Source organism: Nonomuraea sp. NPDC003707 (assembly GCF_053587055.1).
Genome location: NZ_JBSFNK010000038.1, coordinates 57567 through 80201, shown reverse-complemented (window position 1 = coordinate 80201; position 22635 = coordinate 57567). Strand labels below are relative to the sequence as shown.

The 22635-nt window shown below is 67.6% G+C and carries 24 protein-coding genes and 2 pseudogenes; 11 read left to right on the top strand and 15 right to left on the bottom strand.

Annotated features, from left to right (window positions below):
- Positions 1-89: 89 nt before the first annotated feature.
- The 3 genes and pseudogenes from ACWDRB_RS54960 to ACWDRB_RS54950 form a co-directional block, all read right to left on the bottom strand.
- A complete protein-coding gene (locus ACWDRB_RS54960) occupies positions 90-1739 on the bottom strand; it encodes a glutamate--tRNA ligase (RefSeq protein WP_449908589.1) in 1650 nt (549 codons plus the stop codon).
- Positions 1740-2028: 289 nt separating this feature from the next.
- A pseudogene (locus ACWDRB_RS54955) lies at positions 2029-2541 on the bottom strand (transposase); the annotation flags it as partial.
- Positions 2542-3015: 474 nt separating this feature from the next.
- A pseudogene (locus ACWDRB_RS54950) lies at positions 3016-3267 on the bottom strand (hypothetical protein); the annotation flags it as partial.
- Positions 3268-4622: 1355 nt separating this feature from the next.
- On the opposite strand from ACWDRB_RS54950, the gene ACWDRB_RS54945 reads away from it, so the two are divergent.
- The 3 genes from ACWDRB_RS54945 to ACWDRB_RS54935 all read left to right on the top strand — a co-directional run bounded on the left by ACWDRB_RS54945 (position 4623) and on the right by ACWDRB_RS54935 (position 7016).
- On the top strand, positions 4623-4880 hold the full coding sequence (locus tag ACWDRB_RS54945; RefSeq protein WP_449908587.1) for a hypothetical protein: 258 nt from the start codon (positions 4623-4625) through the stop codon (positions 4878-4880).
- A 122-nt stretch (positions 4881-5002) separates the two neighbouring features.
- A complete protein-coding gene (locus tag ACWDRB_RS54940) occupies positions 5003-6067 on the top strand; it encodes a hypothetical protein (protein ID WP_449908586.1) in 1065 nt (354 codons plus the stop codon).
- A 742-nt stretch (positions 6068-6809) separates the two neighbouring features.
- A complete protein-coding gene (locus tag ACWDRB_RS54935) occupies positions 6810-7016 on the top strand; it encodes a hypothetical protein (RefSeq protein ID WP_449908584.1) in 207 nt (68 codons plus the stop codon).
- 322 nt (positions 7017-7338) lie between these two features.
- On the opposite strand, the gene ACWDRB_RS54930 is transcribed toward ACWDRB_RS54935, so the two are convergent.
- From ACWDRB_RS54930 to ACWDRB_RS54920, 3 genes are all read right to left on the bottom strand, one after another.
- A complete protein-coding gene (locus ACWDRB_RS54930) occupies positions 7339-7536 on the bottom strand; it encodes a hypothetical protein (protein ID WP_449908583.1) in 198 nt (65 codons plus the stop codon).
- A 156-nt stretch (positions 7537-7692) separates the two neighbouring features.
- Positions 7693-9147 (bottom strand): WD40 domain-containing protein, encoded by a 1455-nt coding sequence (locus ACWDRB_RS54925; RefSeq protein WP_449908581.1) that lies wholly within the window; start codon positions 9145-9147, stop codon positions 7693-7695.
- Positions 9148-9209: 62 nt separating this feature from the next.
- Entirely contained in the window at positions 9210-9572 is a 363-nt protein-coding gene (locus ACWDRB_RS54920; RefSeq protein ID WP_449908579.1) for a CU044_2847 family protein, read from the bottom strand.
- Between the two features lie 336 nt (positions 9573-9908).
- On the opposite strand from ACWDRB_RS54920, the gene ACWDRB_RS54915 reads away from it, so the two are divergent.
- On the top strand, positions 9909-10733 hold the full coding sequence (locus tag ACWDRB_RS54915; RefSeq protein ID WP_449908577.1) for a hypothetical protein: 825 nt from the start codon (positions 9909-9911) through the stop codon (positions 10731-10733).
- An 8-nt stretch (positions 10734-10741) separates the two neighbouring features.
- Positions 10742-10969: a hypothetical protein gene (locus ACWDRB_RS54910; RefSeq protein WP_449908575.1), complete on the top strand. Its 228-nt coding sequence runs from the start codon at positions 10742-10744 to the stop codon at positions 10967-10969.
- Positions 10970-11196: 227 nt separating this feature from the next.
- Here the strand turns inward: ACWDRB_RS54910 and ACWDRB_RS54905 are convergent, their stop codons facing one another.
- The 3 genes from ACWDRB_RS54905 to ACWDRB_RS54895 form a co-directional block, all read right to left on the bottom strand.
- On the bottom strand, positions 11197-13305 hold the full coding sequence (locus ACWDRB_RS54905; protein WP_449908573.1) for a serine/threonine-protein kinase: 2109 nt from the start codon (positions 13303-13305) through the stop codon (positions 11197-11199).
- A gap of 221 nt (positions 13306-13526) precedes the next feature.
- The gene (locus ACWDRB_RS54900) at positions 13527-13751 is read right to left on the bottom strand and encodes a hypothetical protein (RefSeq protein ID WP_449908571.1); all 225 of its coding nucleotides are present in this window, start codon (positions 13749-13751) and stop codon (positions 13527-13529) included.
- Entirely contained in the window at positions 13748-13993 is a 246-nt protein-coding gene (locus ACWDRB_RS54895; protein WP_449908570.1) for a hypothetical protein, read from the bottom strand. Before ACWDRB_RS54895 ends, ACWDRB_RS54900 begins: the two co-directional genes overlap by 4 nt.
- Before the next feature lie 198 nt (positions 13994-14191).
- On the opposite strand from ACWDRB_RS54895, the gene ACWDRB_RS54890 reads away from it, so the two are divergent.
- The 6 genes from ACWDRB_RS54890 to ACWDRB_RS54865 all read left to right on the top strand — a co-directional run bounded on the left by ACWDRB_RS54890 (position 14192) and on the right by ACWDRB_RS54865 (position 18377).
- Entirely contained in the window at positions 14192-14623 is a 432-nt protein-coding gene (locus tag ACWDRB_RS54890) for an Rrf2 family transcriptional regulator (RefSeq protein ID WP_449908568.1), read from the top strand.
- 93 nt (positions 14624-14716) lie between these two features.
- A complete protein-coding gene (locus ACWDRB_RS54885) occupies positions 14717-15469 on the top strand; it encodes an SDR family NAD(P)-dependent oxidoreductase (protein ID WP_449908567.1) in 753 nt (250 codons plus the stop codon).
- Between the two features lie 382 nt (positions 15470-15851).
- The gene (locus ACWDRB_RS54880) at positions 15852-16268 is read left to right on the top strand and encodes a nuclear transport factor 2 family protein (RefSeq protein WP_449908566.1); all 417 of its coding nucleotides are present in this window, start codon (positions 15852-15854) and stop codon (positions 16266-16268) included.
- A gap of 343 nt (positions 16269-16611) precedes the next feature.
- On the top strand, positions 16612-17193 hold the full coding sequence (locus tag ACWDRB_RS54875; protein ID WP_449908564.1) for a hypothetical protein: 582 nt from the start codon (positions 16612-16614) through the stop codon (positions 17191-17193).
- A 485-nt stretch (positions 17194-17678) separates the two neighbouring features.
- Positions 17679-18011, top strand: a complete 333-nt coding sequence (locus ACWDRB_RS54870; protein WP_449908562.1) for a hypothetical protein — start codon at positions 17679-17681, stop codon at positions 18009-18011.
- Positions 18012-18020: 9 nt separating this feature from the next.
- Positions 18021-18377, top strand: a complete 357-nt coding sequence (locus tag ACWDRB_RS54865) for a hypothetical protein (protein ID WP_449908560.1) — start codon at positions 18021-18023, stop codon at positions 18375-18377.
- 192 nt (positions 18378-18569) lie between these two features.
- On the opposite strand, the gene ACWDRB_RS54860 is transcribed toward ACWDRB_RS54865, so the two are convergent.
- From ACWDRB_RS54860 to ACWDRB_RS54835, 6 genes are all read right to left on the bottom strand, one after another.
- Complete coding sequence (locus tag ACWDRB_RS54860) at positions 18570-19841, bottom strand: MFS transporter (RefSeq protein WP_449908559.1); 1272 nt, start codon at positions 19839-19841, stop codon at positions 18570-18572.
- A gap of 31 nt (positions 19842-19872) precedes the next feature.
- Positions 19873-20235 carry a hypothetical protein gene (locus ACWDRB_RS54855; protein WP_449908557.1) on the bottom strand — a complete coding sequence of 121 codons (363 nt, stop codon included), beginning with the start codon at positions 20233-20235 and terminating at the stop codon, positions 19873-19875.
- A gap of 190 nt (positions 20236-20425) precedes the next feature.
- Complete coding sequence (locus ACWDRB_RS54850) at positions 20426-20587, bottom strand: hypothetical protein (protein WP_449908556.1); 162 nt, start codon at positions 20585-20587, stop codon at positions 20426-20428.
- 2 nt (positions 20588-20589) lie between these two features.
- Positions 20590-20772: a hypothetical protein gene (locus ACWDRB_RS54845; RefSeq protein ID WP_449908554.1), complete on the bottom strand. Its 183-nt coding sequence runs from the start codon at positions 20770-20772 to the stop codon at positions 20590-20592.
- A gap of 198 nt (positions 20773-20970) precedes the next feature.
- Positions 20971-21177: a hypothetical protein gene (locus ACWDRB_RS54840; protein WP_449908552.1), complete on the bottom strand. Its 207-nt coding sequence runs from the start codon at positions 21175-21177 to the stop codon at positions 20971-20973.
- A 12-nt stretch (positions 21178-21189) separates the two neighbouring features.
- Positions 21190-22635, bottom strand: a complete 1446-nt coding sequence (locus tag ACWDRB_RS54835; protein ID WP_449908551.1) for an FAD-dependent oxidoreductase — start codon at positions 22633-22635, stop codon at positions 21190-21192.

Here is a 22635-nt window from a genome sequence, read left to right as displayed (position 1 = left end):
CCGTGACCCGAACGCGTGTGCTGTACCCGTCTGGGGGTGGGCCGAACTAGGCGTGTCGGCCCACCCGCCGGACCCGGCCCGGCCGCCTCTCAGCTGATGGTGGCGAGGGCGCCGACCCGGCGAATCACCGTGTCCCGTTCCAGGCACTTCGCCACCGCCTGCAGGTCCGGGCTGCGGGTGGAGCCGGTGAGCGCGACCCGGACGATCTGCGAGGCTTCACGGATCGACCCGTGGTACCGTTCGGGCGCCGCACGGTACTCGCGCGGATTCGGGGCGAAGCCGTGTTTCGCCGCCAGCTCGCGGATCTGGTCGAACCATTGGTCCGGATCGTCGATCTCCGTGTAGGCGTCGATGAAGTCACGGGCGAACGCGGCCACGACCGTTCGATCGATTCCCGCGAGCTTGTCCGGGAGTTCCGTCACCGCGGTGAAGAGCGAATCGAAGAAGTAGCCATAGACCGTTCGGAACTCCGACCACCGGCGCAGGTCCTTGCGCGGATTCTCGACGCCTTCCCGCTCGATCGACAGGGCCCCGAGCGCCCGGTCCGGCTCCGCCGCGAGCGCATCCGCGAGCTCAGGATCGTAACCCCCGGCCCAGTCGGCGACAGCCTGCAGGATCTGCGGACCGGAAAGGCCGGCAACGTAGTCCGCGCAGATGTCGTCCAGTTTCACGACGTCGACGAGCGCCCCCGACGGCGTCAAGCCGCTCAGATCGATCGGGACGGAGCGGGCTTCGGCCAGGGGCATCTCGGCGAGACGTCCGTTCATCAACCCTCGAAGGTAGTAGCGCACCGCCTCCGGCGGATATCCGGTCTCGTAGTAGTAGGAGACGGACGCCTCCGGATCCTTTCGCTTCGAGAGCTTCCGCTTGTTTCCCTTGTCCAGTTTCAACAGGGGGGCAAAATGCGCGTACTCGATCTGGTCGAAACCCAGCGCCGCGAACAGTTGCAGATGAACGGGGACGGATGACAACCACTCGTCACCGCGGACGACTAGGTTGACGCGCATCAAGTGATCGTCCACCGCGTGGGCGAAATGGTAGGTCGGCAGCGGCGTTTCAAGATGCGAGCTCTTGAGTATGACCACGTCGTTGTGATTGGCGTTCAGCTCCGCGGTGCCCCGCGTGGCGTCGACGAACGAGACCCGCGCGCCGGGCTCGGCGTCGCTGCGGAATCTGACCACATAAGGCCGTCCCTCCGCCAGCGCCTTCTCGACGTCTTCGGCCGGCTTTTCCCGCCAGGCCGCCCATTCGCCGTAATAGCCGGTCGGAATTTTGGCCGCCTGCTGCGCCTCGGTCATCGCCGCGAGCTCGTCCTTGGTGGCGAAACACAAGTACGCGTGCCCACGCCGGAGCAGGTCGCGGACATATGTGAGATAGATGTCGCGCCGGGCCGACTGGATGTAGGGCCCGTAGTTCCCACCGGTCCACACGGACTCTCGCGGCACCACGTCGAACACCTGGAACGCGCGCTCGAACTGTTCTTTGACGCCGGGCAGTTCACGCGCCTGATCCGTGTCCTCGATGCGGACGAGGTATGTGCCACCCGAGTGACGCGCGATGTCCTCACAGAGGATCGCGGTGGAGATTCCCCCGATATGGAGCGGCCCGGTGGGGCTCGGGCAAAAACGCGTCACTCGCGCGCCGGGCGGGAGCTGTCGAGGCGGGAATCTTTCTTCCCAATATGCGGGCTCTGGAAGATCCGCCGGGAACAGACTATCGATGAACGACCGCTCGTACATGATTCTCCATACTCGTGGTGCCAAACCCTTGCCGATAGCGTAGTACGGCACCACAGCCGTCCGAGCCGATCAGGCGCCATTTGATGGTGTACGCCGGGTAATCCGAGTCGCGGGTGCCGAAGGCACACCGTGCCCAGAACAGCAGGCCTTTTATCAGACGCCGGCCGATGAGTCCGAGGCGTGCGTCGACGACGGGTGACCATTTATACCAGCACGAAAGCTCTCATGCAGGTCGAAGGTCGCAGGCGTGACAGTGCGCCGCCACCAGCGCCCTCGGGCCCGGCACCTAGCGGGCTACCCGGCGGATCGCGGCGATCAGCTGAGTGACGGTGTCCTGGGTGGCGACCGCATCCAGCAGCACCGCCGAATCCAGCGCCCGCCGCGCCCTGCCGGCCAGCACCCTCGTCTGCTCCACCACGGTGCGCACGGCCGCAAAGATGCGATCCGGGTCCACCGAGCGGGCCAGCCGACGCCGGAAGTAGGTCAGCAACGGCGGATCGAACCCCTGGTCATAAAAGCCCAGCCCGCAAGCGGCATTCCACCGCAGATCGAACCACAGCGCCGCGACTGCCTCCTCATCCGATAGCCCATGCAGCGCTTGCAGCACCACGACCGTGGCCAGCAGCCCTGGCGGCACCGACGGACGTCCGTTGACCGGCGCGTACAGGTCCGCGAACGCCTGCGGCGGGAACAACGTCTGCCGGTGCTCGGCCAGGAACGCGAACACGCTCCCGACTGGGATCATCTCCCGGCACACGACCCACACCTCAGGCCCGGCCGGAACCCTCCGACGATCCATCATGAACCGAGTCTGAATCCTTGGATCCCACCTGGCCAGACCACCAAGATCTTCAGGGCATTCCTAGCCGACTCTGATGAGATTTGGCCCACTGCTCGGCGCTCGGGTCGTGCAGAGGCAGCCCGATTCCGTGTGAAGCGTATCCCCAGTTGGAGGTGCGCCGTCGGGGGCCGACACGATTGGTAGAGGGTCGCTTTGCATCAGGCCGAGCTCATCGACCTGCTCAACCTTCCCGCTACGATGCCCAACCTGCGGTGGGACAGCGCGTAGCCCCCTCGCATCTTGGTCTATGGCTCCGGCGCTGTGGCTTCACGGTGCGGGGCGCGGGGCGCTTCTGAGATCGGAGATGTCGATGCAGTACTCGCAGGTGTCGCCGTCGCCGAGGTCGCGGCCGACGAACAGCATCCAGCGGCGGGTGCGATCACGAAGGGAAGGTCCTCGGCCTCGCGCAACTCGTCCAGCGCCTGCTGCAGCCCCTTACGGCGCTCGCGCGCCGCGGGACGCGGACGCCAGCCGGTTGAGCGTGCGCAGCCGCCGCGAGGCCAGCACCTCGTTGGTACGCTCGCGGAAGGACGTGAAAGTAGCGGCGATACGCCCGTCTAGGTCGCAGACGGGTGAGAACTCGACATCCCACCAGGCATCCTGGACTCTTCCTTCGCGCACCAGCCGGGCCGGGAACCGCTGGGCACGCACCGCCTCTCCGCGGAGCGCACGCTGCCGCAGCGGCGCGAGCCGCGCCCAGGATCGCCGAGTCGTTGGCCAGCGTCAGCCCCTCAGGCCTCCACAGGATCATCGCCGGCTGCGGTGCCTCCATTGCCAGGCGCACCACCGTACGCAGGTACGGCGGCCAGGTGTGGACCGGGCCGAACGGCGGCCATCCGAGACCCGTGTCGTCATCGCGGCAGGCTCCGACCGCGATGACGACCTGGGCGGCGAGGATATGTGCCACGGCCTTGATGTCCCCGATCCGGCCATGTGAGGAGCACAACGAACGGCTACCGGGGGTTCTCGACATGGGGACCATCCCCGCGTGCGCGGGGAGCACGGTGACGCCGAGATCACGAACCGTCTGGTGCGGGGACCATCCCCGCGTGCGCGGGGAGCACAGGGAAGGAGATCCGCGCGGTTCACACGCGCGGGGACCATCCCCGCGTGCGCGGGGAGCACTCTCGCTGACCTGCGGCGTTGTCAGCGCAGGAGCCCGGAATCGAGCACTTTCAACGAAAAGGACATAACGGTCATTCTGTGTATCAAGCTGCTGTAGGTCGTTCCAGGCTGCATCATCGCAGCCTGCCGGACAACTCTTGCCCCACTGCGACCGGGGTTGCGCGGTGTTCTAACGTAAAGCTGCTCGGCTTCACCGCCACCCTGACTCCGGCCCTCTGACTCCTACTGCCCCGCCCAATCATCCTCGACATTGCTCGATCAGGTTCGCTGCCGCCTGCCCCGCTAAGGTGTGTTACCGGGCAGTTCTCCACAGCCGATGGCTGCCAGCCGGCGCATAGGTTGTGGCTTCAAACCATGCAGAACGGACGCGACCGCGTCGACCGCGCGTGAACTCGACCCGAACGCGGCTTGATCACCTCTTGGACGAGTCTGCGCCCGCGTCGGGCGTGTCCCGCCCGACAACCCTTCCACCATGCCCTTCGGCTGGGCGTCGCTCGCATCCACCTTGACGATCTGGCCCCTGGCAACCGACACCCAGCAGCGCGAGTCGGCTCATATCGATCACGCTGTCGGCCCGCCGATGTGCCGGACGCGTGCCGAAGAGCATCTGACGAGCATGAACTCGGCCATCTCCGCCTCGCGCAAGACGGCCGAAAATCGAGAAAGCGCAGGTCGGATAGGGTGTGAAGTGGTAGGGCGCCCGGGGCTCGAACCCGGAACCTACGGATTAAAAGAATCATTGGTCAATGCCGCTGGGTGCCGCGAAGTGTCGCTTTGTATCGCTCAGCCGGAATTATCGCCCGCGTGGTGCCGCGTCGTGACCATGTGTGCCGGGTCGTATCGTGTACACGCGAGCAACCACCGAGCAACCCCGCCTTCTTTGCCGTCTGCATTATGTGGTATTTGTCCTCTCCTCATTGAGAGCTTCACCCCTGCGCAGGGCCAGATCTCCTCGCCGGTTGAACGTGCACGAGCAGCCATCGAGCAACCATGTGGCCGTCCTGGCCGACCGCCGCGCCGAGGTGGAGCGCGCCGTGGCCGCGCATCACCCGCCCATCAGGATGAGCGTGCGCCGCACCAGCCGCACCGGCTATCGCGACGGCATCGCCGCTGCCCGCTCCGCCGACCTCGGCCGCACTGGCGTACCCACGCCCGCCGCCTGCGAGCTCGGCTGACAGCCGCCTTCTGAGAGCGTGTAGGGACGGATGGTGACGTTCCCCTTCATGCCTTGGCTGCTGGCGATCGCGCCCTTATGTTGGTGATCGTTTTGCTGGCTCTTCGAACCGAAGGGGTGATCATGGGATCCACGCGCACGAACCTGACCATTCTGGCGAGCATCCTCCTCATGGCCGGGCAGGCGGCGGCCGCGGGCCCGGCCGCGGCGGACGGCTGCCCGGCGACCACCGACCAGTGGGAGGTCACCGACCTGGGTGTCACCGGGAACGCGCTCGACATCAACGACCTGGGACAGATCGCCGGCTCCAGCGTGAGCGCGACCGGCGAACAGCGGGCGACCGTCTGGGACGGCGCGCAGGTGGTCGATCTGGGCAGTCTCGGCGGCGGCCACGCCTACGCCGGCGCCCTCGACGAGGACGGCAACGTCGTCGGCAGCAGCTACACGGAGACGGAGAAGGGGCACGTCTTTCACTGGCGCGCCGGGACGATGACCGACCTCGGCCCCTTCGGCGGCTACGCCCTGGTCCACGACGTCAGCGCGGGCGTCGTCGTGGGCGAATATCGGTACCTGCTGCCCAATGGCACGGCCCGCTACCAGGCGTTCCGCATCCGGGACGGCATCAGGACCGACCTTGCCGCCGTCTCCGGCAGCTATGCGGCGGCCGTCAACCCGGCCGGGCAGATCGCCGGCACCCAGCGCCGCCTCCAACCGCCCGGCCCGGCGAGCCAGCGGACCCACCGGGCCTTCCTCTGGGAGGACGGCGTCATCACCGAGCTCGGCACGCTCGGCGGCCAGTGGAGCCAGGCCGAAGGGATCAACGGCGATGGCCACATCGTCGGCCAGTCGGCGCTCGGCGCGGACGGTGTGCTCGCGGGCGGCTACATCTGGAGCGCCGAGGAGGGCATGCGGCGCCTGCCCGACGCCGGCGGCTTGGCCGCGCCCAAAGCCGTCAACGACGACGACGTGATCGCCGGCACGCACACCTGCACGGGGGCCGGCACCGCCGCCCACGCGGCGGTCTGGGCCGGCCCCGGCGCGGCGCCGGCCCTGCTGCCCGACCCGGTGACCGGCACCGCCACGATGGCCAATGCCGTCAATGCGCAGGGCGAGATCACCGGATGGGCCGAGGCCCCCGACGGCTCGCGGCGCGCCCTCGTGTGGCGACCCGCGCCCGGGAACTCCTGAGCCTCAGCCGGCCGGCGCGGCCAAGACCAGGGATCGGGCCTCCTCCTGGACCTCGGCCAGGTGTGCGCCTGCCGATAATTACGTCCGCCCAGGTCATGGCCATGTGGGAGCCTCGTGTGGTGGCGCGAGCTCCAGCCACCAGGAAGGCAATCGCGTGCGGCATGATGATCGGCCGTGCTCCTTCGTCTGGCCTACCTCACCGTCACGAGCACGTTCGCCGCACTGCGGCTGCTGCCCATGGGCGATCGAGACAAGGACATCGAGATCTTCGCCCTACGCCACCAGATCACCGTCCTCGAACGCCAACTCGGCGCCGACGCCAAAGTCAGATTCGCTCCCGAAGACCGGGCCCTTCTCGCCGCCCTCCTGACCTCGCTGCCCCGCGAGGTCCTGCGCCGGCTACGGCTCCTGGTCCGACCGGACACCGTCCTGCGCTGGCACCGAGATCTGATGAACTGGCGCCCCAGCGGGCGTCCACCACATGGGCCGGCTTCCTGCGCTCGCGAGCCGACGCGCTACTGGCCTGCGATTTCATCGAGACCGTCGCCCTCAACGGGCAACGCCAGTACATCCTGGCCGTCATCGAGCACGCCACCAGGCGCGTCCGCGTGCTCGGCACCACCGCGCACCGAGCGCGAACTGGGTCATCCAGGCGATCAAGAACCTGGTGATGGACCTGGGCGATGCGGGCTGCCGGGCACGCTTTCTGCTCCGTGACAGGGATGGGAAGGTCCCTGCGCTCATGGATGAGGTCCTCGCCGAGGCCGGCATCAAGACGGTGCTCACCGGTGTTCGGATGCCGTGCATGAACGCGATGATGGAGCGGTGGGTGCAGTCGTGCCGTCACGAGCTTCTCGACCGTTGCCTCGTATGGAACGAACGCCATCTTGGCACGCCCTGCGCGAGTACGAACGCTTTTACAATCAGCACCGAGCCCATCAGGCCCTGAACCAAGCAGCTCCGCTGCGTACCGTCCCGGATCCGATCATCGATCCGAAGCGAATAGACGACCTGAACATACGCCGGCGAGATCGGCTCGGCGGGGTTCTCCACGAGTACTCATATGCCGCTTGACCTGCGTGGACGGAGTTTTCGGCAGGCGCAATCTCGTGGTCGACGTCATCGAAGGTGTTATCGGCGAAACACGTTGTAGATCACATGGACTTCCGCCATGTCCACCACCGCGAACAGATCCAGGAGGGCCTTGGCTTCTTCGATGAGCAGGTGCAAGGCGAGTTCTTCAGCGACGCACGCGGGCGCTTCCAGGCAGCTTAGACCAGGCGGCCAGCGATGCTGATGGCGGCGACGATGAACTTGCGCGCGAAGGGGGCGTCATAGCGCAGCGCGTACTGCGGTGGCAGGCCGGGCAGGGCCACCAGTCCAGGGTCTTCGGCGACAGTGGCGTCTTCTGCTGACAGTGTTTCGGCATCGTCCATCGGATGGCCGATGAGGATGTCCGTGGCCGCCATCAACGCTCCCGAGGGCGGCGTTTCCCAAGGGCAGCCTGCCGATGATGGTGCGAGATCAAGAAATGTACAGTCCAGTAACATAGTTTCTGTTTAGTACAAAACCGGGCGGCCTCCAGTCTGAACCCCGGCCTGGGTTGAGGCTCTATGACCGGCGGCTTACCACAGGCTCCGCAGTCGGACGGTCGCGTCGTCGGCGCCGCTGGCCAGGAACGTGCCGTCCGGACTGAATGCCAGGGCGTTGATCGCGCCGGTGTGGTCGGCGAACGTCTTGGTGTTGTTGCCAGTGGTCATGTCCCACAGCCGCACGGTACCGTCGGCGCAGCCACTGGCGAGGACCGTGCCGTCCGGGCTGAAGGCCACCGCGTTCACGCTCCTGGCGAATACGGCGGCACTCCCGCCGAGGGCGGCGGCCGAAGCGGCCCACAGCCTTGTGGAGCTGTCGCGTGCCCCGTTGTCGTCGACGGAAATCTGTCGCAGCAGGGGAATGCCGTCCTGTCCGCAGAGCGCGACGGTCCTGCCGTCGGGGCTAAACGCCACCGACAGCGCCTCGCCGGACCGGTCGACGAGGACGGCACTGGCGTGGATGGCGATGTCCCGCACCACAACTGTCCCATCTCGCAGGCCGATGGCGAAGGTCCTCCCGTTGGGGCTGAGTGCCACCGACCACACATCGGCTGTGCTGCCCCGGAAGGGGGAGATGCTGGCGTTGCCGTCGGAGTCGGGGGTGAACGCTAGCATCCAGGCGTCGCCATCAGCGCTCATCGTGTAGCCCTCGCAGATCACGAGGTTCCACACTCGGACGGATCCGTCCAGGCAGCCGCTCGCGAGCAAGTCGCTGTCCAGGAAGAACGCGACCGAGCTCACTGCGGAGCTGTGGTCGCTGAAGGTGTCGACGGCGGTTCCGGTGCCAGCGTCCCACAGCCTGACCGTGCCATCCGCGCTACCTGTGGCGAGCGTGATGCCGTCACCGCTGAATGCCAGCGAGACAACAGGGCCCGTGTGACCCGCGAGGGTGGTGGAGACCGGGACACGCATGCGGACAGGGGGGTCCGATCCGGTCGTCATCAGGGCCCTGATCCGGTTGACGGCGATGGCGTAGCTGTCCCGCTCACCCGAGGCGCCCCGCGGCGCGGCCACCAACAGTCCGACCAAGCCGCCGCCGGCCCGGTCGATCACCGGGCTGCCGCTGAACCCGGGCTGTACCCGCAGCGCCGACCCTTCGCTGCCGTCGAGCTGGACTCTGCCGCCGCCCACCAGGCCACGCACGACAGCCTCCACCCACCCGCCATCGGGCCGCGGCGGGACACCGGGATAGCCGAAGATGTCGACAATCTGCCCCGGGCCGGGCGCACTCGCGTCGATGTGGGCCGGCGCGGCGCCCCGGGGCAAGGAGTCCGTGAGCTGCAATACGGCCAGATCGTCACCGGACACCCCGCTCGGATTCGGTGGAAACCACCGAATGACACGCGCCTTTCTCTGGAGGTCGTTCGCAATCAAGGGGAAGGAGACCTTGATGATGTCGTCTGGGGCATCCTGGCTTCGGAGATCGCGTTCAAGCGCCGAGTTGACCACATGCGCGCAGGTGACCACCTCGCGCTCGCCGACCAGCACCCCGACTCCGGCAACCCTGCCCGACGTTGTCAAGACACGGAGGATGGAGGCATTGGGGTTCGTCACGACGCGTCGGTCTTGGCGGGATCCGAAGCGGAGGCTTCCCAGGAGAGCGTCACCGCGAAATGGACCTCGCTGCTGCCCTTGGCCACGACTACACCGACTTCGGTGCTGAGAGTGATCCCGAACTCCACGGTGACCGCGTCGGGTTTGAGCGCCCGAAACTTGGCGCTCAGGGACTGCAGAGCCGGCGTGAGATGCCCGAGCGAACTCTCCAGCGACTCGCGGGCCCGGGCGACGACCGCGCCTGGAGGGGCAGCCGCCAGATCAAGTCCTTCGGGCAGATCCCCGGCCGCCATCTCCACAAGGAGGCGGCCGCCGCCCTCCACCGGTACGTCGAGTAAGTGAGTCCTGTCATCCTCCATGCGATCACTCTATCCACCAACGCGGCCTACATCTGGGCCGTTTGGAGGGCAGCATGATCCGCCGCTACATCATTTGGCGAAACCGTCACGCTGACAATCAACGGCTACGAGCTGTGGTCGACAGGGCCTGCCGCTCAGCTGTCGCCATATACGCAGGCGGTGCGAGCCTGACCGGTCGCCCCCGCCTACCCGAGAAAGCCGACACGTGAGACCCAGATTGAGGGGCGGCAGGAGCCGTATGTACCTGCGGGTGCCGAATATTCATCCGTCCAGGTCGTGGGGGTGATGTGTTCTCTTGTGCTCCCGCCGCGCGCCCGCACGGCATGATGGCCGGTCGTGTTGCTGCTCTTGGCCTACCGCACGATGAGGACCGCCTTCTCGTTCCTGCGACTGCTACCCCGCACTGATCGTGACAAGGAGATCGAAATCTTGGTGTTACGGCACCAGTTGACGGTGCTCCGGCGGCAGGTGGCCAAGCCCGCGTTCACGCCGGCAGATCGGTTCCTCCTCGCTGGGCTGCTTCACCGCTTGCCGATGGACAAGCTCCGGCGCCTTGTGCTGCTGGTCCGCCCGGACACCATCCTGCGCCGGCACCGCGATCTGCTGCGGCGCCGCCACGCCGCGGCCAGCGCGCTTCGGAGGCGTGGACGCCCACGTACCGTCCGGACCATCCGATTGCTGGTGTTGCGGCCGGCACGGGAGAACGGCTCATGGGGTTACCGGCGCATTCACGGTGAGCCGGCCGCGCTCGGTATCAAAGTCGCCGCCTCTACGGGTTGGGAGATCCTCAAAACGCACGGCATCGATCCGTCTCCCGAGCGGACCGCCACGACCTGGGCCGCGTTCCTGCGCAGCCAGGCAGGCGCCTTGCCGGCGTGTGACTTCTTCGAGGTCCGCACGCTCACCGGTGCCGCCTATACACCCTGGCAGTCGTCGAGCACGCCACCCGCCGCATCCGCGTCCTCGGCGTCACCGCCCACCCCACCGGGCAGTGGGTCACCCAACTCGGCCGCAACCTCGCCATGGACCTGCAGGATGTGGGTACCGTGGCCACGTTCCTTATCCGTGACCGGGACGCCAAATCCACTGCCGCCTTCGACGCGGTACTGGCCGATGCAGGAGTACGCATCGTCAAAAGCGGTGTCCGGATACCGCGAATGAACTCCATCATGGAGCGCTGGATCCAGACCTGCCGACGCGAGCTGCTGGACCGGACCTTGATCTGGAACGAGCGTCACCTCCTACACGCGCTGCGCGAGTTCGAGACCTTGAACACCGGCCGCACCGCGCTCTTCGGCAGGCAGCTCCGCTTCGATCGCTTCCCGATCCCGACACCGGGCCGGCTCGAACCGCACCGCTCGACATCCGTCGACATGATCGACTCGGTGGCGTGCTGAAGGAGTACCGACGTGCCGCCTGACCTGGCCGGATGATTAATCGGCACCCGCAGTGGTGGTGCCGATGGAAGGCCGGATCGAACGCCACAATGTACTCGGAGGAGCGATCAACGAGTACCGTCGAGCCGCATAGCTCGGACGAAGAAATCCCAGCTCAAACCATGCGCGCGAGTTTTGACGCCCTACAGGCTGCAGCCTCGCGTCCTAACGATTACATGACCGGTTCTCTAGGGGGAGGCCGGGCCGAGGCTCCATCCGGTGACGTTGCCCTTGACGTCGCCCGCGGCCAGCCAGGACTCCCCGTCGTCCTCGGCGATCACCACCGAGTAGACGCGCCCACCGGGAGACTTCAGCGGGTCGCCGAGTTGCTTGCCGCTACGCAGGTCCCAGACGCGGATGGTCCCGTCGAAGCCGCCGGAGGCGACGACCGCGCGGCCCTTCACCCTGCCCACCGCCAGGCAGGCGACCTCGGCGGTGTGGCCGGAGAACGAGGTCTGCTCCCGGCCGTTGCGCAGGTCCCAGACGCGGATCTTGCGGTCGGAGCCGCCGCTGATGCCCACCGGCGCGCCGTCCATCACGGTGGTCGCCACAGCGAAGACATCACCGCTGTGGCCGTGGAAGGTGGCGCCCAGAGCGCCGGTCTCCAGGCTCCACACCCGCGCGGTGTCGTCGGCCGACGCAGTCACCGCGAACGGGTGCCCGTCCATCGTGCCGGTCGCGACACCGAACACCGGGTCGCCGCCCGCCGCCTTGGGCTGGGGTCCGGAGTCCTTGCCCGTCTTCGGGTCCCACACGTGGACCTTTCCGGCCTCGTCGCCGCTGACCAGGACCGTCTTGCCCGACACCCGCGCCGGGGCGATCGCGTAGACCATTTTCTGGTGGCCTTTGTAGGTGGGGCCGAGCGGCTCGACGCTCTCCGCGCCGGAGACGATGACGGCGCCATTCCGCAGCCGCCTGAACGTGGCCGCCTGCCCGTCTACTTCGCCCACGTCGATGGCAGCGTTTGTCTCCTCACCGCCGGTGTTCTTCAGCTTGGCGAGTTCGCTGGGGCGCGTGTCGAACTTCCACACCTTGGCCACCCCTTTGGTGCTGCCGGCCAGCACCGCGCGCTGTCCGGCGTAGTTGCTTACCGCCAGGGTGTTCACCTCGTCGCCGAGGGTGACCTTTGCCATCCTCCTGCCGTACGGCCGGGCGGCGACGCTGGTCGTCGCCGACGGTATGTCCGTCGCCGCCAAGGGCGTGGGTGTTGGTGGAGAGTCGCTCGCTCCCCACCGCAGGGCCAACACAATCACGCTCACGAGTACCGCCACGGAGGTGACCGAGCCCACCACCAGGAGCTTGGACCGCTTGCGGCGTGAGTCTGTGGTGAGGGCGGCGGGTGGCGTTCCGGGAGCGGGTGTCCCGGCGAAGGGCGGTCCTGCTGACGGCATGCCGGTAGAAGGCGTCCAGGCGGGTGCCGCTCCGGCCGGAGGAGCTTCCGCTGGTGGAGCTGCGGCCGGGTGAGCGGCCGGGTCCCCGCCGACGGGCTTGGTCACGATCTGGCCGTGACCGAGGAGGAGGTGCAGGACCTCGGCTGCCGTGGGACGTTCCGGCGCCGCCTTGGCCAAGCAGCGGGAGAGAAGGGCGCGCAGGGGCTCGGGGACGTCGTCCAGATCCGGCTGGGCGTTGAGGATGCGGTACATTACTGCAGGCAGTGTGTCCTGGCCGAAAAACGGGCGCCCGGTCGCGGCGAAGCCCACGGTCACCGCCCAGCTGAACACGTCGGATGCGGGCTGCGCCGGCTCACCGTGGATCAGCTCGGGAGCCATGTACGCCGGGGTGCCCACCGAGCCGCCGGTGGCGGTCATGTCGATCACGCGCGCGATGCCGAAATCGATCACCCGGGGGCCGTCGGAGCCCAACAGGACGTTCGACGGCTTGAAGTCGCGGTGGACGATCCCAGCCCGGTGGATGGCCGCCAGCGCGGTGGCCGTGCTGACCGCGATGCGATCGAGCGCGCCTCCGGACCTGGGTCCGTGCTCGCGGACGGAATCCTCCAGTGACGGGCCATCGACGAACTCCGACACGATGTAGGGTCTGTCGCCGTCGACCGCCACGTCCAGCACGCGGGCTGTGCAGAACGCCGCCACCCGCATGGCCGCGTCCACCTCGCGTAAGAAACGCCCGCGCGCCTCGCTTCTCCTCGCCAGCCTGGCATGCAGCACCTTGATCGCCACGCGCTCGCCCGAGGCACGCTCGGCCAAGTAGACCACGCCCTGCCCGCCCTCACCGAGGCCCCCAACGATGCGGTAGTCACCCAGCTGGGTCGGCTCGCCAGCTTGCAGGGGGCGGAACATAGTTCCCGACGATACACGTTCAGCAGATCAGCGGCGATTCCGCACGTTCACGCACCTGGGGGTCGGGGATCGCGGGATCCGGCTTGGTCGCTCCCACGACTCTGCTGGTTAATTCGCGGAGGGATATGGCGAGTCGACGCAGGTGATCAACTGTCCAGGTTTGGCCATCTCTGCGACTAAATTCCTGTTTGATCCAAAGATGAGGTGCTTCGTGCTGCCCCTCAGCAACAGACATCCCTCGGCTCCAGCCGGCCGATGGCTCGCCTTTGCCGGTTGACCTGCGACGACGCCACCGCAGCACCATCAGCGATCTCGTCCTGGGTGCCGACCATCCACCAGGCGGTGTGGCCGCCACCGCCGGTGTTCGGGCCCTTCGCGCGCATCTCGAAGTAGCCGTACCGGGTGCTGTACCCGTTGAACGTCGGCTCGTTGTGGTTGATCTTCATCTGGCCGTTGAAGCCGTGGAACTGGCGCCCTTGCCCAGCCCAGTGTTGATCTTCGCCGAGTCCCAGGTGCCGTCGACGAGGAAAACACCCTGGCTCTTGGCGAAGCGATCGACCGCACCTTGCGGGTCCACGCCGTTGGCGTCGGCCGGGATGTAGCCCTGCTTCGTCCAGGTCGACAGCTCCTCGAGCCCTTGCGGTTGCCGGGCGTGTCGAACGTGGAACCGGACTCGCCGTAGAGCCACTTGCCGTAGTTTTCGGCACCGTCGATCGCCTCGCCGACGAGCTGGACCGGGAAGGAGGCGTGGCCCATCTGATTGCCCAGCTGCAGCGGCACCTCGCCGGCCGCCTTCGCCTTGGCCGGCCCCGCAGGATTTGCCGCATGCGGTTGTAACAACTATCGTTACGACCAGAACGGAGGGGCGAGGGAGGTGGAGTCCGACGTGAGTGCCAACAGCAGACTGACCATCGCGGCGCACGTCCTGACATGGATCGGGTTGTATCAGCGGCGTGGCCACGAGGTCGCCACCTCCGAGCAGATCGCGACGAGCGTCAACACCAACCCGGTGGTGATCCGCCGCCTGCTGGGCGAGCTGCGCAAGGCCGGCCTGGCCGATTCGCGGCGGGGTGCGGGGGCGGGCTGGATGCTCGCGCGGGACCTGGCGGCGATCACTCTGCTCGACGTCTACGAGGCGATCGAACCGGGACCGGTCTTCGCCCTGCATCGCGCGACACCGGACCCCGAGTGCGTCGTGGGTCACGGCATCGGGCCGGCGATGACCGCCGTGTACGACAATGTGGAGGCCGCCCTGCGCAGCGAGCTGGCCAAGACCACGCTGGAGGACGTGCTGCGGGACGTCTTGAAAGCCGCCTGACCTCGGACCGTCGACTTTCCCTGGTCGAGGGGGTTGCATCCCGCGCATCGCAGATGTAACCAACATGGTTACATCAAGAACTTGGAGAGTCTCATGGGACAACTGAACGACAAGATCGCCCTCGTCACGGGCGCCTCCAGCGGCATCGGCCTGGCGATCGCCCGCCGTTTCGCCGCCGAGGGCGCGACCGTCTACCTGACCGGGCGCCGCAAGGCCGCGCTGGACGCCGCCGTCGCGCAGGTCGGCGCCCGAGGCATCGCCATCCAGGGCGATGCCTCGGACCTCGGCGACCTCGACCGGCTCTTCGCCGAGATCGCGAACCGCAGCGGCCGCCTGGACATTGTGGTGGTCAACGCCGGGGTCGGGGACTACGGCCCGCTCGGCGCGATCACCGAGGAGGAGTACGACCGCACTACCTCGATCAACCTCAAGGGCACGGTCTTCACTGTCCAAAAGGCGCTGCCGCTGCTGACGGCCGGCGCCTCGGTGATGCTGCTTTCCTCCAGCTCGGCCCTGCGGGCCGTCCCGGGCCTGGGCGTCTACGCCGCCACCAAGGCCGCGATCCGCAGCCTCGCCCGCACCTGGGCCGCCGAGCTGGCCGGCCGCGGAATCCGCGTCAACGCCCTCACCCCCGGCCCTGTCGAGACCCCGGGCCTGGACGAGCTCCTCGCCGCTTTCCCGCACGGCGATCGGCCCACGGCGGCCGAGCTCGCCCCACCGACCCCGCTCGGCCGCGCCGGCCATCCCGACGAGGTCGCCGCCACCGCCCTCTACCTGGCCGGTGACCAAAGCACTTTCACCACCGGCGCGGAACTGTTCGTCGACGGCGGCGCCACACAGCTCTAGGCGCCGAATCGGCGACGCGGGACGCATTCGACGCTCCAGGGCGTCTGAGCCGCGTACTTGCGACCGTCGTCAGGGCAACGGCTTCGACACAACAAGGAGTGGGTCATGACGAGCGTGGTCCACTACCGGGCGGGCGATGCGGCAGCCCGATCCCCGGCAGCAGGACGGCAACCAGGTCGTCTTCCTCGCCGGTGACGACGAGAGCGCCAAGCCCTCTTCACACGGCTGCTGACCGAATGCGGGTTCGCGCCGGTCGACCGCGCTGCGCGAAGGCGGGGCGCTCATGCAACTCGGCGGGCCGCTGAGCGGCAAGCACCTCCTGTTCCAGGGCTGAGGCCCGACCGGCACACCTCATACGAAAGAAAGACAAAGGACAAGGACGATGGCAACAGATACTCAGACCTCGCGGACCGTGGCCGAGAAGTTCGTGGAGCGCCTCGGCAGGCAGGACCCCGACGGCATCCAGGAACTGTTCGCCGAGGAGATCGACTGGCACGTCCCCGGCAGTGACGCGCTGCCCTGGACCGGGCGCCGTACCCGCCGGGAGGAGGTCGCGCCGTACTTCACCACGATGTGGCCGCACTTCGCGCACGGCAGGAGCAAGGTCGTGCTGGAGCGCGTCATCGTCGACGGTGGTGACGTGGTGCTGCTGGCGGTCTTCACGCACACCGTCGTGGCCAGTGGGAAGGAGTTCACCACGGCGGCGGCCATGCACCTGATGGTCGAGGACAACCGGATCGTCCGCATGCACCTGTATGAGGACACGCTGACCGTCGAGGAGGCGTTCAACGCCGGCTGAGTGGAGAGTGCTCGGGGGCCCCGTGGCCCAGGGCACATGGCGGCCAGGATCTCGCGTTCGCCGAGTTTCGGGCCGGCTCCTGCCGCGCGAGTTCCTCGGGCAACGATTTCATCGCGACCGGCTCCACCCCGCGCGGTAAGACGTTCCCGCCCATGGCCTCTCAACGTCCCGAGTCAACTGGTCCCTGGAGGGGCAGGGGCCACGCCCGTCGTGGATTCGGATGCGGGATGATATCCGGCCTGACAGCATGACGCAGTGCTCATGGACGGCGACCGATGGGACTTCGGCGATGGTGGCGGACTCGTACCTGGTGTTGACCCCTCCGGTGCAGGGGCCTGACCTTGTGAACGACATTGATGATCTATTGGTGGATCTCGAGGAGCAGGAGGGAATCGACCTCACCTACGACGCGCTGGTACCGCGCACCGCGCATGTGATCGAGCATCGGTACCGGGACCCGGATGGGACCGTGTGGCTGTCCGTGGCGAACGACAGCAAAACGCCGGTGGACTACCTCATGCTCACTGCTCCGGGCGAGACACTGGACCGGATGGCCGCCTTTCTGAAGATGCGGCTGCCCGTGGCGAGCTTCGAAGATCTTCGGTCTCTTGCACGAGAACGAACGGAATCGGATCACGGCGCACTGGTACGGATGGCCATCGCAGCCGAGGAACCGGATCAGGAGTCGATCGCCCTCATCCGGCAGGCCTTGCACAGTTCAGACGACAACCTGACGCTGGCCGCGATCGAGGCGGCCTGCCTGACCGGCTGGCTCCACTTCCTGGATGAGCTGGTCGCCCTCTATCGCCGGCATTCCGAATCGGAGACCCGTGCGCTGGCCGGTCGGGCAGTGCAGGCGCTGATCGGGAGAAACCCCGAGGGGCCAGCGGGGGTCAGAGAGAATTGGAACGGAATCCGGCGTTAACGGAGTGTCACCCGGCTGCCCCCTTCCGGGCGTACGTGGGCTGTGGGCCGGATAGGCCTCGATCGGCTGGATCGGGCCAGCGTCGTCACCCAGCACGGTCCATGACTCCAGCCCTGTGACGGGCGACAAGACCCGCTGCACCTGCATGCTTCCTCCGGTGATCTGCGTGATGGACGGCGGCGGATAACCACATCCAGCACGCGGATCATGGGCGAAAAGTCGTTCGTCATGTACGTCAGTCACGCTCATCTGACATTAGACACATGACCGTCAAAGGGATGTCGGCCGTGTGGGGGCCCTGGGAGCCGCAGGTAGGTGTCTCAGTATCGGCGGGAGACCGGCTGCTGATCGTACCCATGAGTCGCGAGACGGGTGCCGGGCGGAGGCTCCGGATCGGTGGGCTAGGTCAACCTGATGATCGAGCTGGGGGACAGGGCGGAGGGGTTCAAATTCCTTATTCGCGATCGGATACGACGTCTACCACGATGTTCGACGAAGTCTTCACGGCCGGAGGCGCCCGCATCATCAAGACACCACCTCGCGCTCCGCAGGCCAACCCGGTCATGGAGCGGTTGGTGCAGTCGTGCCGCTGCGAGCTTCTCGACCGCTGCCTGCTGTGGAACGAACGCCATCTGCGGCACGCCCTGCGCGAGTACGAACAGTTCTACAACGGCACCGAGCTCATCGCTCTCGCCCAAGCCGCCCCGCTGCGTCTTGTCCCGGATCCGGTCACTGATCCTGAGCGAATCGCGAGCTTGACCATCCGCCGGCGAGACCGGCTCGGCGGAGTCCTCCACGAGTACTCACACGCCGCTTGAACTGCATGGATGAAATCTTCGGCAGCGCAGTGTCGCAGGTGGCGCATCGAGGAGGATTTCCAGGCTGCCAAGGGCCTGACCGGGCTGGATGCTGGGCAGGTCACCACCTGGGCCTCCTGGCACCGCTGGAGCCTGATCAGCATGATCGCCCATGTGTTACCCGCCGTCGTCACCGGCCTCGAACGGTCCCCGTTGGCTGCCGTGAGCTGGCCAAACTCCTACGCCGGTGCGCCTACACCCGCCTGCGCCATCTCACTGACATCGATCACGTCCTGCACTGGTCGCGATGGCGGCGTCGCCACCAGCACCGCGCAACTGCCTGCCACCGCCAATGGAACCAGACAGCAGCCGCGATCACATGAATAACGATCTACAACTGCCACGTCCGGTGACGCCCAGCCACCGCGCCGCGCGGCTGCGCAGGAGGTGGCAACGGCGAGATGCCCGGCTGGGCGGGTGAGGTTGTAGGAGGTGGCGGCCAGGGTCAGCCAGGCCGCGTTCGCGGTGAACTTCCCCGACGGCAGGTGGGCCAGGGCGGAGTCCTCGAGATGGTCTGTTTCAGGATGCCTTTTGGTCGGCGGGCTTCTCGATCTCGGTGGTCACCCGCGCCCCTCGGAAGAGCACCGGGAGCCACAGGAGACATGCCAGCAGGGGGACCGCGGCGTAGGTGGCCATGCCCACACCGGAGCCCAGCCCGTCCATGAGCGCGCCGAGGACGAGATAGCCGATGCCGATGAGGGCCGACTCCACGAATGCGATCATCGACAGCAGGCTCGCCCGGTGGCGCGACGGCACGGCCTCGTTGAACACGTTGTCCACGATCACGGCGGTGATCTCGGGAATCCCGACCAGGGCCAGGAACGCGGCGATGGTGACCCAGACAAGGCCGAGGCCGCTCAGGCCGAGCGCCGCGGCGAGCGTCAGGAGGGACACCGGGACTATGACCCGATACCCGATGCGCCGGTCCGCGCGGTCCGACAGCAGCGGGGTGAGCCCGCCGGCGAAGAATCCCGCCGATATGACCACGCTGACCAATGCGGTGCCCGCTCCCTGATCGGAGAGGGTCTTCTGCGTAAAGATGATGTACGGCGTCAAAGTCGCATGCATCAATCCGGACACCACGACAAGCGTCACGAGCGCCGGCGTGGCGACCCGAAGCATCGCCCGCCATGCTGTGGCGTCGCCATGCTCCTCCTCGGCTCCGTCCTGCTCGTCCACCGCGTCCGCGCCGCGGATCTCGGGCACCCGTGACATCAGCACCACCACGGCCAGGGCGAGGCACGCCGCCGAACCGACGTAGACGACTCCCCAGGAGATCTGCTGCAGTTGGCCGCCGAGGACGATGGCGGCTCCCGAGGTGACCGTCCCGAGCATGGTGAACCGGGACTTGATCTTGACGTAGCTGGCCGTTGCACCACGACGCACGAGCAGGTCGTACAGCAGGGCGGTGTCCGAACCGGACACACATGCCATGCCCACGCCCTGCCCGATGAACAGCGCCAGGAACACCCAGTAGTTGGAGAACGTCCCCTGGCCGAGCAGACATCCAGCTATCAGCAGCTGGCCGATCACGATGCTGGCACGCCTGCCGATTCGGTCGGCGATGACCCCCGTCGGCAACTCCGCAAGTCCGCTGACCAGGTAGAGCAGTGTCTGCAGTAGGGCCACTTGCTCGGCGGAGAAGCCTCGCTGCTGAAGGAAGAGGACGAATACGCCGCGCTGGAACAGCGTGTTGGCGAGCACGGCGTATACGTAGAACGGGCGCGTGACACTTCGTGCTGCATTGTCGACTGCAGCCGACCCGCCAACGGCCTCCGTGGTGCCGGTCATGCTGCGGGCCCCCTGGTGACTCCGGTGATCATTACTGTTGGGCCTCCGCCGCCGACCGGAACCTCCAGTCCATACTTCGCGCAGGATATCGGGCCGGCCATCCGGGAACCGTTGCCGGCGCCGCGGCCATCTTGGTGGAGGTGTCAAATGCTGGGAACAGTAGCGTGCATCTTCTGGAAGCGGTTGCGTACATCTTGGAGCCAGCGTGCTCCACGGTCTTGCCCGGCTTGACCTCCTGCCTGCCGAACAGGAAGACCGCGTGGTCAAGGCCGCGTTCCGCGACTTCCCCGAGGTCGGTGAAGAGATGGCCGTCCATGTTCACACCCGCGTCGATCCGCTGATCGTCCAGCATGGCCTCAGCGGCGGCGAAGCCGCCAAAGGAGTGGCCGAACATGCCGACCTTGTCGAGATTCCACCCGCGCCTTTGGGCCCGTCGGCCGGATCAGGCCCGTCGAGGCACCGCACCTGTACGTTGCCGAGCAGGTGGTGGATGGCACCAGCTGGTACGTCGTCCTGAACGACCGATACGGTGTCGCCCACGGCATGGTCGGTGTTGGTGGCCTGCGCCCCAGCCACAAGTCGGGTCATCTCGGCCAGCTGCGGCAGGCGGGCGCCGTGGCGGCGCCGATCCAGGTCACCCGGTACGCCGGATGGTTCTCGAAACCGGGGCTGACCATCCACCGGCCGCTGACGGGGTCGCTCGCGGCGGCGCTTGCCGCGTCGGCCACGAACGCGTCCTCTCCCATGGTCAGGACCCTCGGCCGCGTTTGGACCGTACGAAGTTGGAGTGCGAGGTGCTCTGCGGGATCCACACCGTGCAGCCGGGGGTGACCAGGTGCACGGTGTTGTTGACGAAGACCTCCCATTCACCCTCGGTGATGTGGAACAGTTCGCTCTCACCGGCGCCTGCCACCCGTACGGCACGTCGCACTGGAAGAACGACAGCACGCCACGGGTGTCGGCCGCCTTGGCCCGGAAGGTGATGAGCGCGCCGGCGAACCAGGTCGTGGATCCGTCGTCGGGGCCTAGCATGTGTCCATCCGGGTTCGCGCCCGGGATCGCCGTACCGCCGTGCGGTGCGGTGTGGTCGTCTGTGTGGTCGAAGGACATCGAGGGTGTCTTCCGTAGCTCAGGACGGTCCGCGCAGGCGGGCGGCCAGCTTGGTCAAGCTCCGGGCACTCAGCTCGGCCAGTCTGGCCCGGACCAGGATCAGGCTCGTCTTGCCGGCACGGCGGGTCTCGCGGCCGAAGCGGTGCACTTCCCGCTGGGCTTCGGCGCGGCGCAACTCGGCGGCGCGTCGTACCTGACGGTGTTCTTTTCGGGTCTGTGCGGACATGATCGGCCTCTTTCAGCTCTGCGACCGGCGCAGGCCGGTCTGGTCCAGGTAGGTCTCGATGTCGGCGGGATCGGTGCTGGTCAGGGCGATGTAGCCGTCCGGCCGGATGAGCACCCAGTCGCCGGGTGACAGGTCGTACGCCTGGCGCAGGTGGCCGCCGTCGTCGACGAGGTCACCGCGCTTGCCGGTGGTGTGGATGCTCAGCCCGGCGCGCGGGGCCGGGACGTCCGGCACCTCGTATCCGATGAGGGTCCAGCATGGGTGGGCCAGTAGCTGGAACAGCCGCACCGGCCGGCCGGCGGCGCCGGTGAGCGGGGCGTCGGGTGCCCGGTAGCCGGCCATCGGGCCGGGGCCGGTCAGCGGCGACAGCGGGTAGCCGAGGTCCAGCTGGTGGGCCTCGCGTCCGCGGCGCATCGCGCGGCGCTCGGCCTCGTCCAGCAGCCGGGTGGTCAGCCCGAGCACCGATTCGGCGATCGGCCGCCGCTCGGCCTCGTACGAGTCGAGCATCGCCTCAGGCGCCCCGCGCAGCACCGCGGCCAGTTTCCAGGCCAGATTGTAGGCGTCCTGGATGCTGGTGTTCAGCCCCTGGCCGCCGGTCGGCGGGTGCACGTGCGCCGCGTCCCCGGCCAGGAAGACGCGCCCGCTGCGGTAGGCGTCGGCCAGCCGGGCGCCCATCATGTACACCGACGCCCACCCCACCTCCCGCACCACGATGCCGCTGTCTCCGGTACGGTCGGCCAGCATCGCGGTCAGCCCGGCGGCCGACAGGTCCACCTCGCCCTCCAGCGGCAGGCCGCCCTGGCACTGGAACAGCTCGGTGCCGGCCAGCGGGCACATCGCGATCTGCCGTAGGGTGCCCTCGTTCCAGGTGTGCCAGACGTCGGCGGGCAGGCCGTCGGCGCGCACATCTGCCACGAACGCCCGGATGTCGAGGGAGCGTCCCGGATAGCCGATTCCGAGCGTCTTGCGGACCACGCTGGACCCGCCGTCGGCGCCGACCAGGTAGCGGGCGAGCACCGTCGCCTCGCCGATCCGCGCGACCACCCCGCTGTCGTCGTGGTCGAAGCCAAGCAGTTCGTGGTCATAGCGTACGGCGTGTCCGAGCTCGGCCAGCCGCTCGCGCAGGATGGTCTCAGCGCGGAACTGCGGCAGCATCAGCCCATCCCGGTACGGCTCAGCCGGGGTCGGCTCCTGGTGCTCCATGATCCGCCGGTCGATCGGCCCGTCCTCGGCGTACAGGCGTTGCGGCGGGTACGGGCCGCCGGCGGCGACCATCCGATCCAGCACCCCCAGGTCTTCGAACACCTCCAGGGTGCGCGGCTGGATGCCCTTGCCCCGCGACCCGGCGAACGGCCGCGCCGCCTTGTCCACCAGCAGGAAGTCCACGCCGCGCCGGGCCAGCTCGATGGCCAGCACCAGCCCGGTGGGGCCCGCCCCGGAAATGATCACCTCAAGCAT

Bases quoted from the DNA above. Each gene is read 5' to 3' on its own strand.
- ACWDRB_RS54930 (WP_449908583.1), bottom strand. From the start codon at position 7,536: ATGGCGGCCACGGACATCCTCATCGGCCATCCGATGGACGATGCCGAA.
- ACWDRB_RS54865 (WP_449908560.1), top strand. From the start codon at position 18,021: ATGAAATCTTCGGCAGCGCAGTGTCGCAGGTGGCGCATCGAGGAGGAT.
- ACWDRB_RS54840 (WP_449908552.1), bottom strand. From the start codon at position 21,177: ATGTCCGCACAGACCCGAAAAGAACACCGTCAGGTACGACGCGCCGCC.
- ACWDRB_RS54910 (WP_449908575.1), top strand. From the start codon at position 10,742: ATGGAGCGCTGGATCCAGACCTGCCGACGCGAGCTGCTGGACCGGACC.
- ACWDRB_RS54870 (WP_449908562.1), top strand. From the start codon at position 17,679: ATGTTCGACGAAGTCTTCACGGCCGGAGGCGCCCGCATCATCAAGACA.
- ACWDRB_RS54920 (WP_449908579.1), bottom strand. From the start codon at position 9,572: ATGGAGGATGACAGGACTCACTTACTCGACGTACCGGTGGAGGGCGGC.
- ACWDRB_RS54855 (WP_449908557.1), bottom strand. From the start codon at position 20,235: ATGTTCGGCCACTCCTTTGGCGGCTTCGCCGCCGCTGAGGCCATGCTG.
- ACWDRB_RS54940 (WP_449908586.1), top strand. From the start codon at position 5,003: ATGGGATCCACGCGCACGAACCTGACCATTCTGGCGAGCATCCTCCTC.
- ACWDRB_RS54900 (WP_449908571.1), bottom strand. From the start codon at position 13,751: ATGAAGATCAACCACAACGAGCCGACGTTCAACGGGTACAGCACCCGG.
- ACWDRB_RS54905 (WP_449908573.1), bottom strand. From the start codon at position 13,305: ATGTTCCGCCCCCTGCAAGCTGGCGAGCCGACCCAGCTGGGTGACTAC.
- ACWDRB_RS54835 (WP_449908551.1), bottom strand. From the start codon at position 22,635: ATGCTTGAGGTGATCATTTCCGGGGCGGGCCCCACCGGGCTGGTGCTG.
- ACWDRB_RS54885 (WP_449908567.1), top strand. From the start codon at position 14,717: ATGGGACAACTGAACGACAAGATCGCCCTCGTCACGGGCGCCTCCAGC.
- ACWDRB_RS54860 (WP_449908559.1), bottom strand. From the start codon at position 19,841: ATGACCGGCACCACGGAGGCCGTTGGCGGGTCGGCTGCAGTCGACAAT.
- ACWDRB_RS54880 (WP_449908566.1), top strand. From the start codon at position 15,852: ATGGCAACAGATACTCAGACCTCGCGGACCGTGGCCGAGAAGTTCGTG.
- ACWDRB_RS54850 (WP_449908556.1), bottom strand. From the start codon at position 20,587: ATGGGAGAGGACGCGTTCGTGGCCGACGCGGCAAGCGCCGCCGCGAGC.
- ACWDRB_RS54960 (WP_449908589.1), bottom strand. From the start codon at position 1,739: ATGTACGAGCGGTCGTTCATCGATAGTCTGTTCCCGGCGGATCTTCCA.
- ACWDRB_RS54935 (WP_449908584.1), top strand. From the start codon at position 6,810: ATGGATGAGGTCCTCGCCGAGGCCGGCATCAAGACGGTGCTCACCGGT.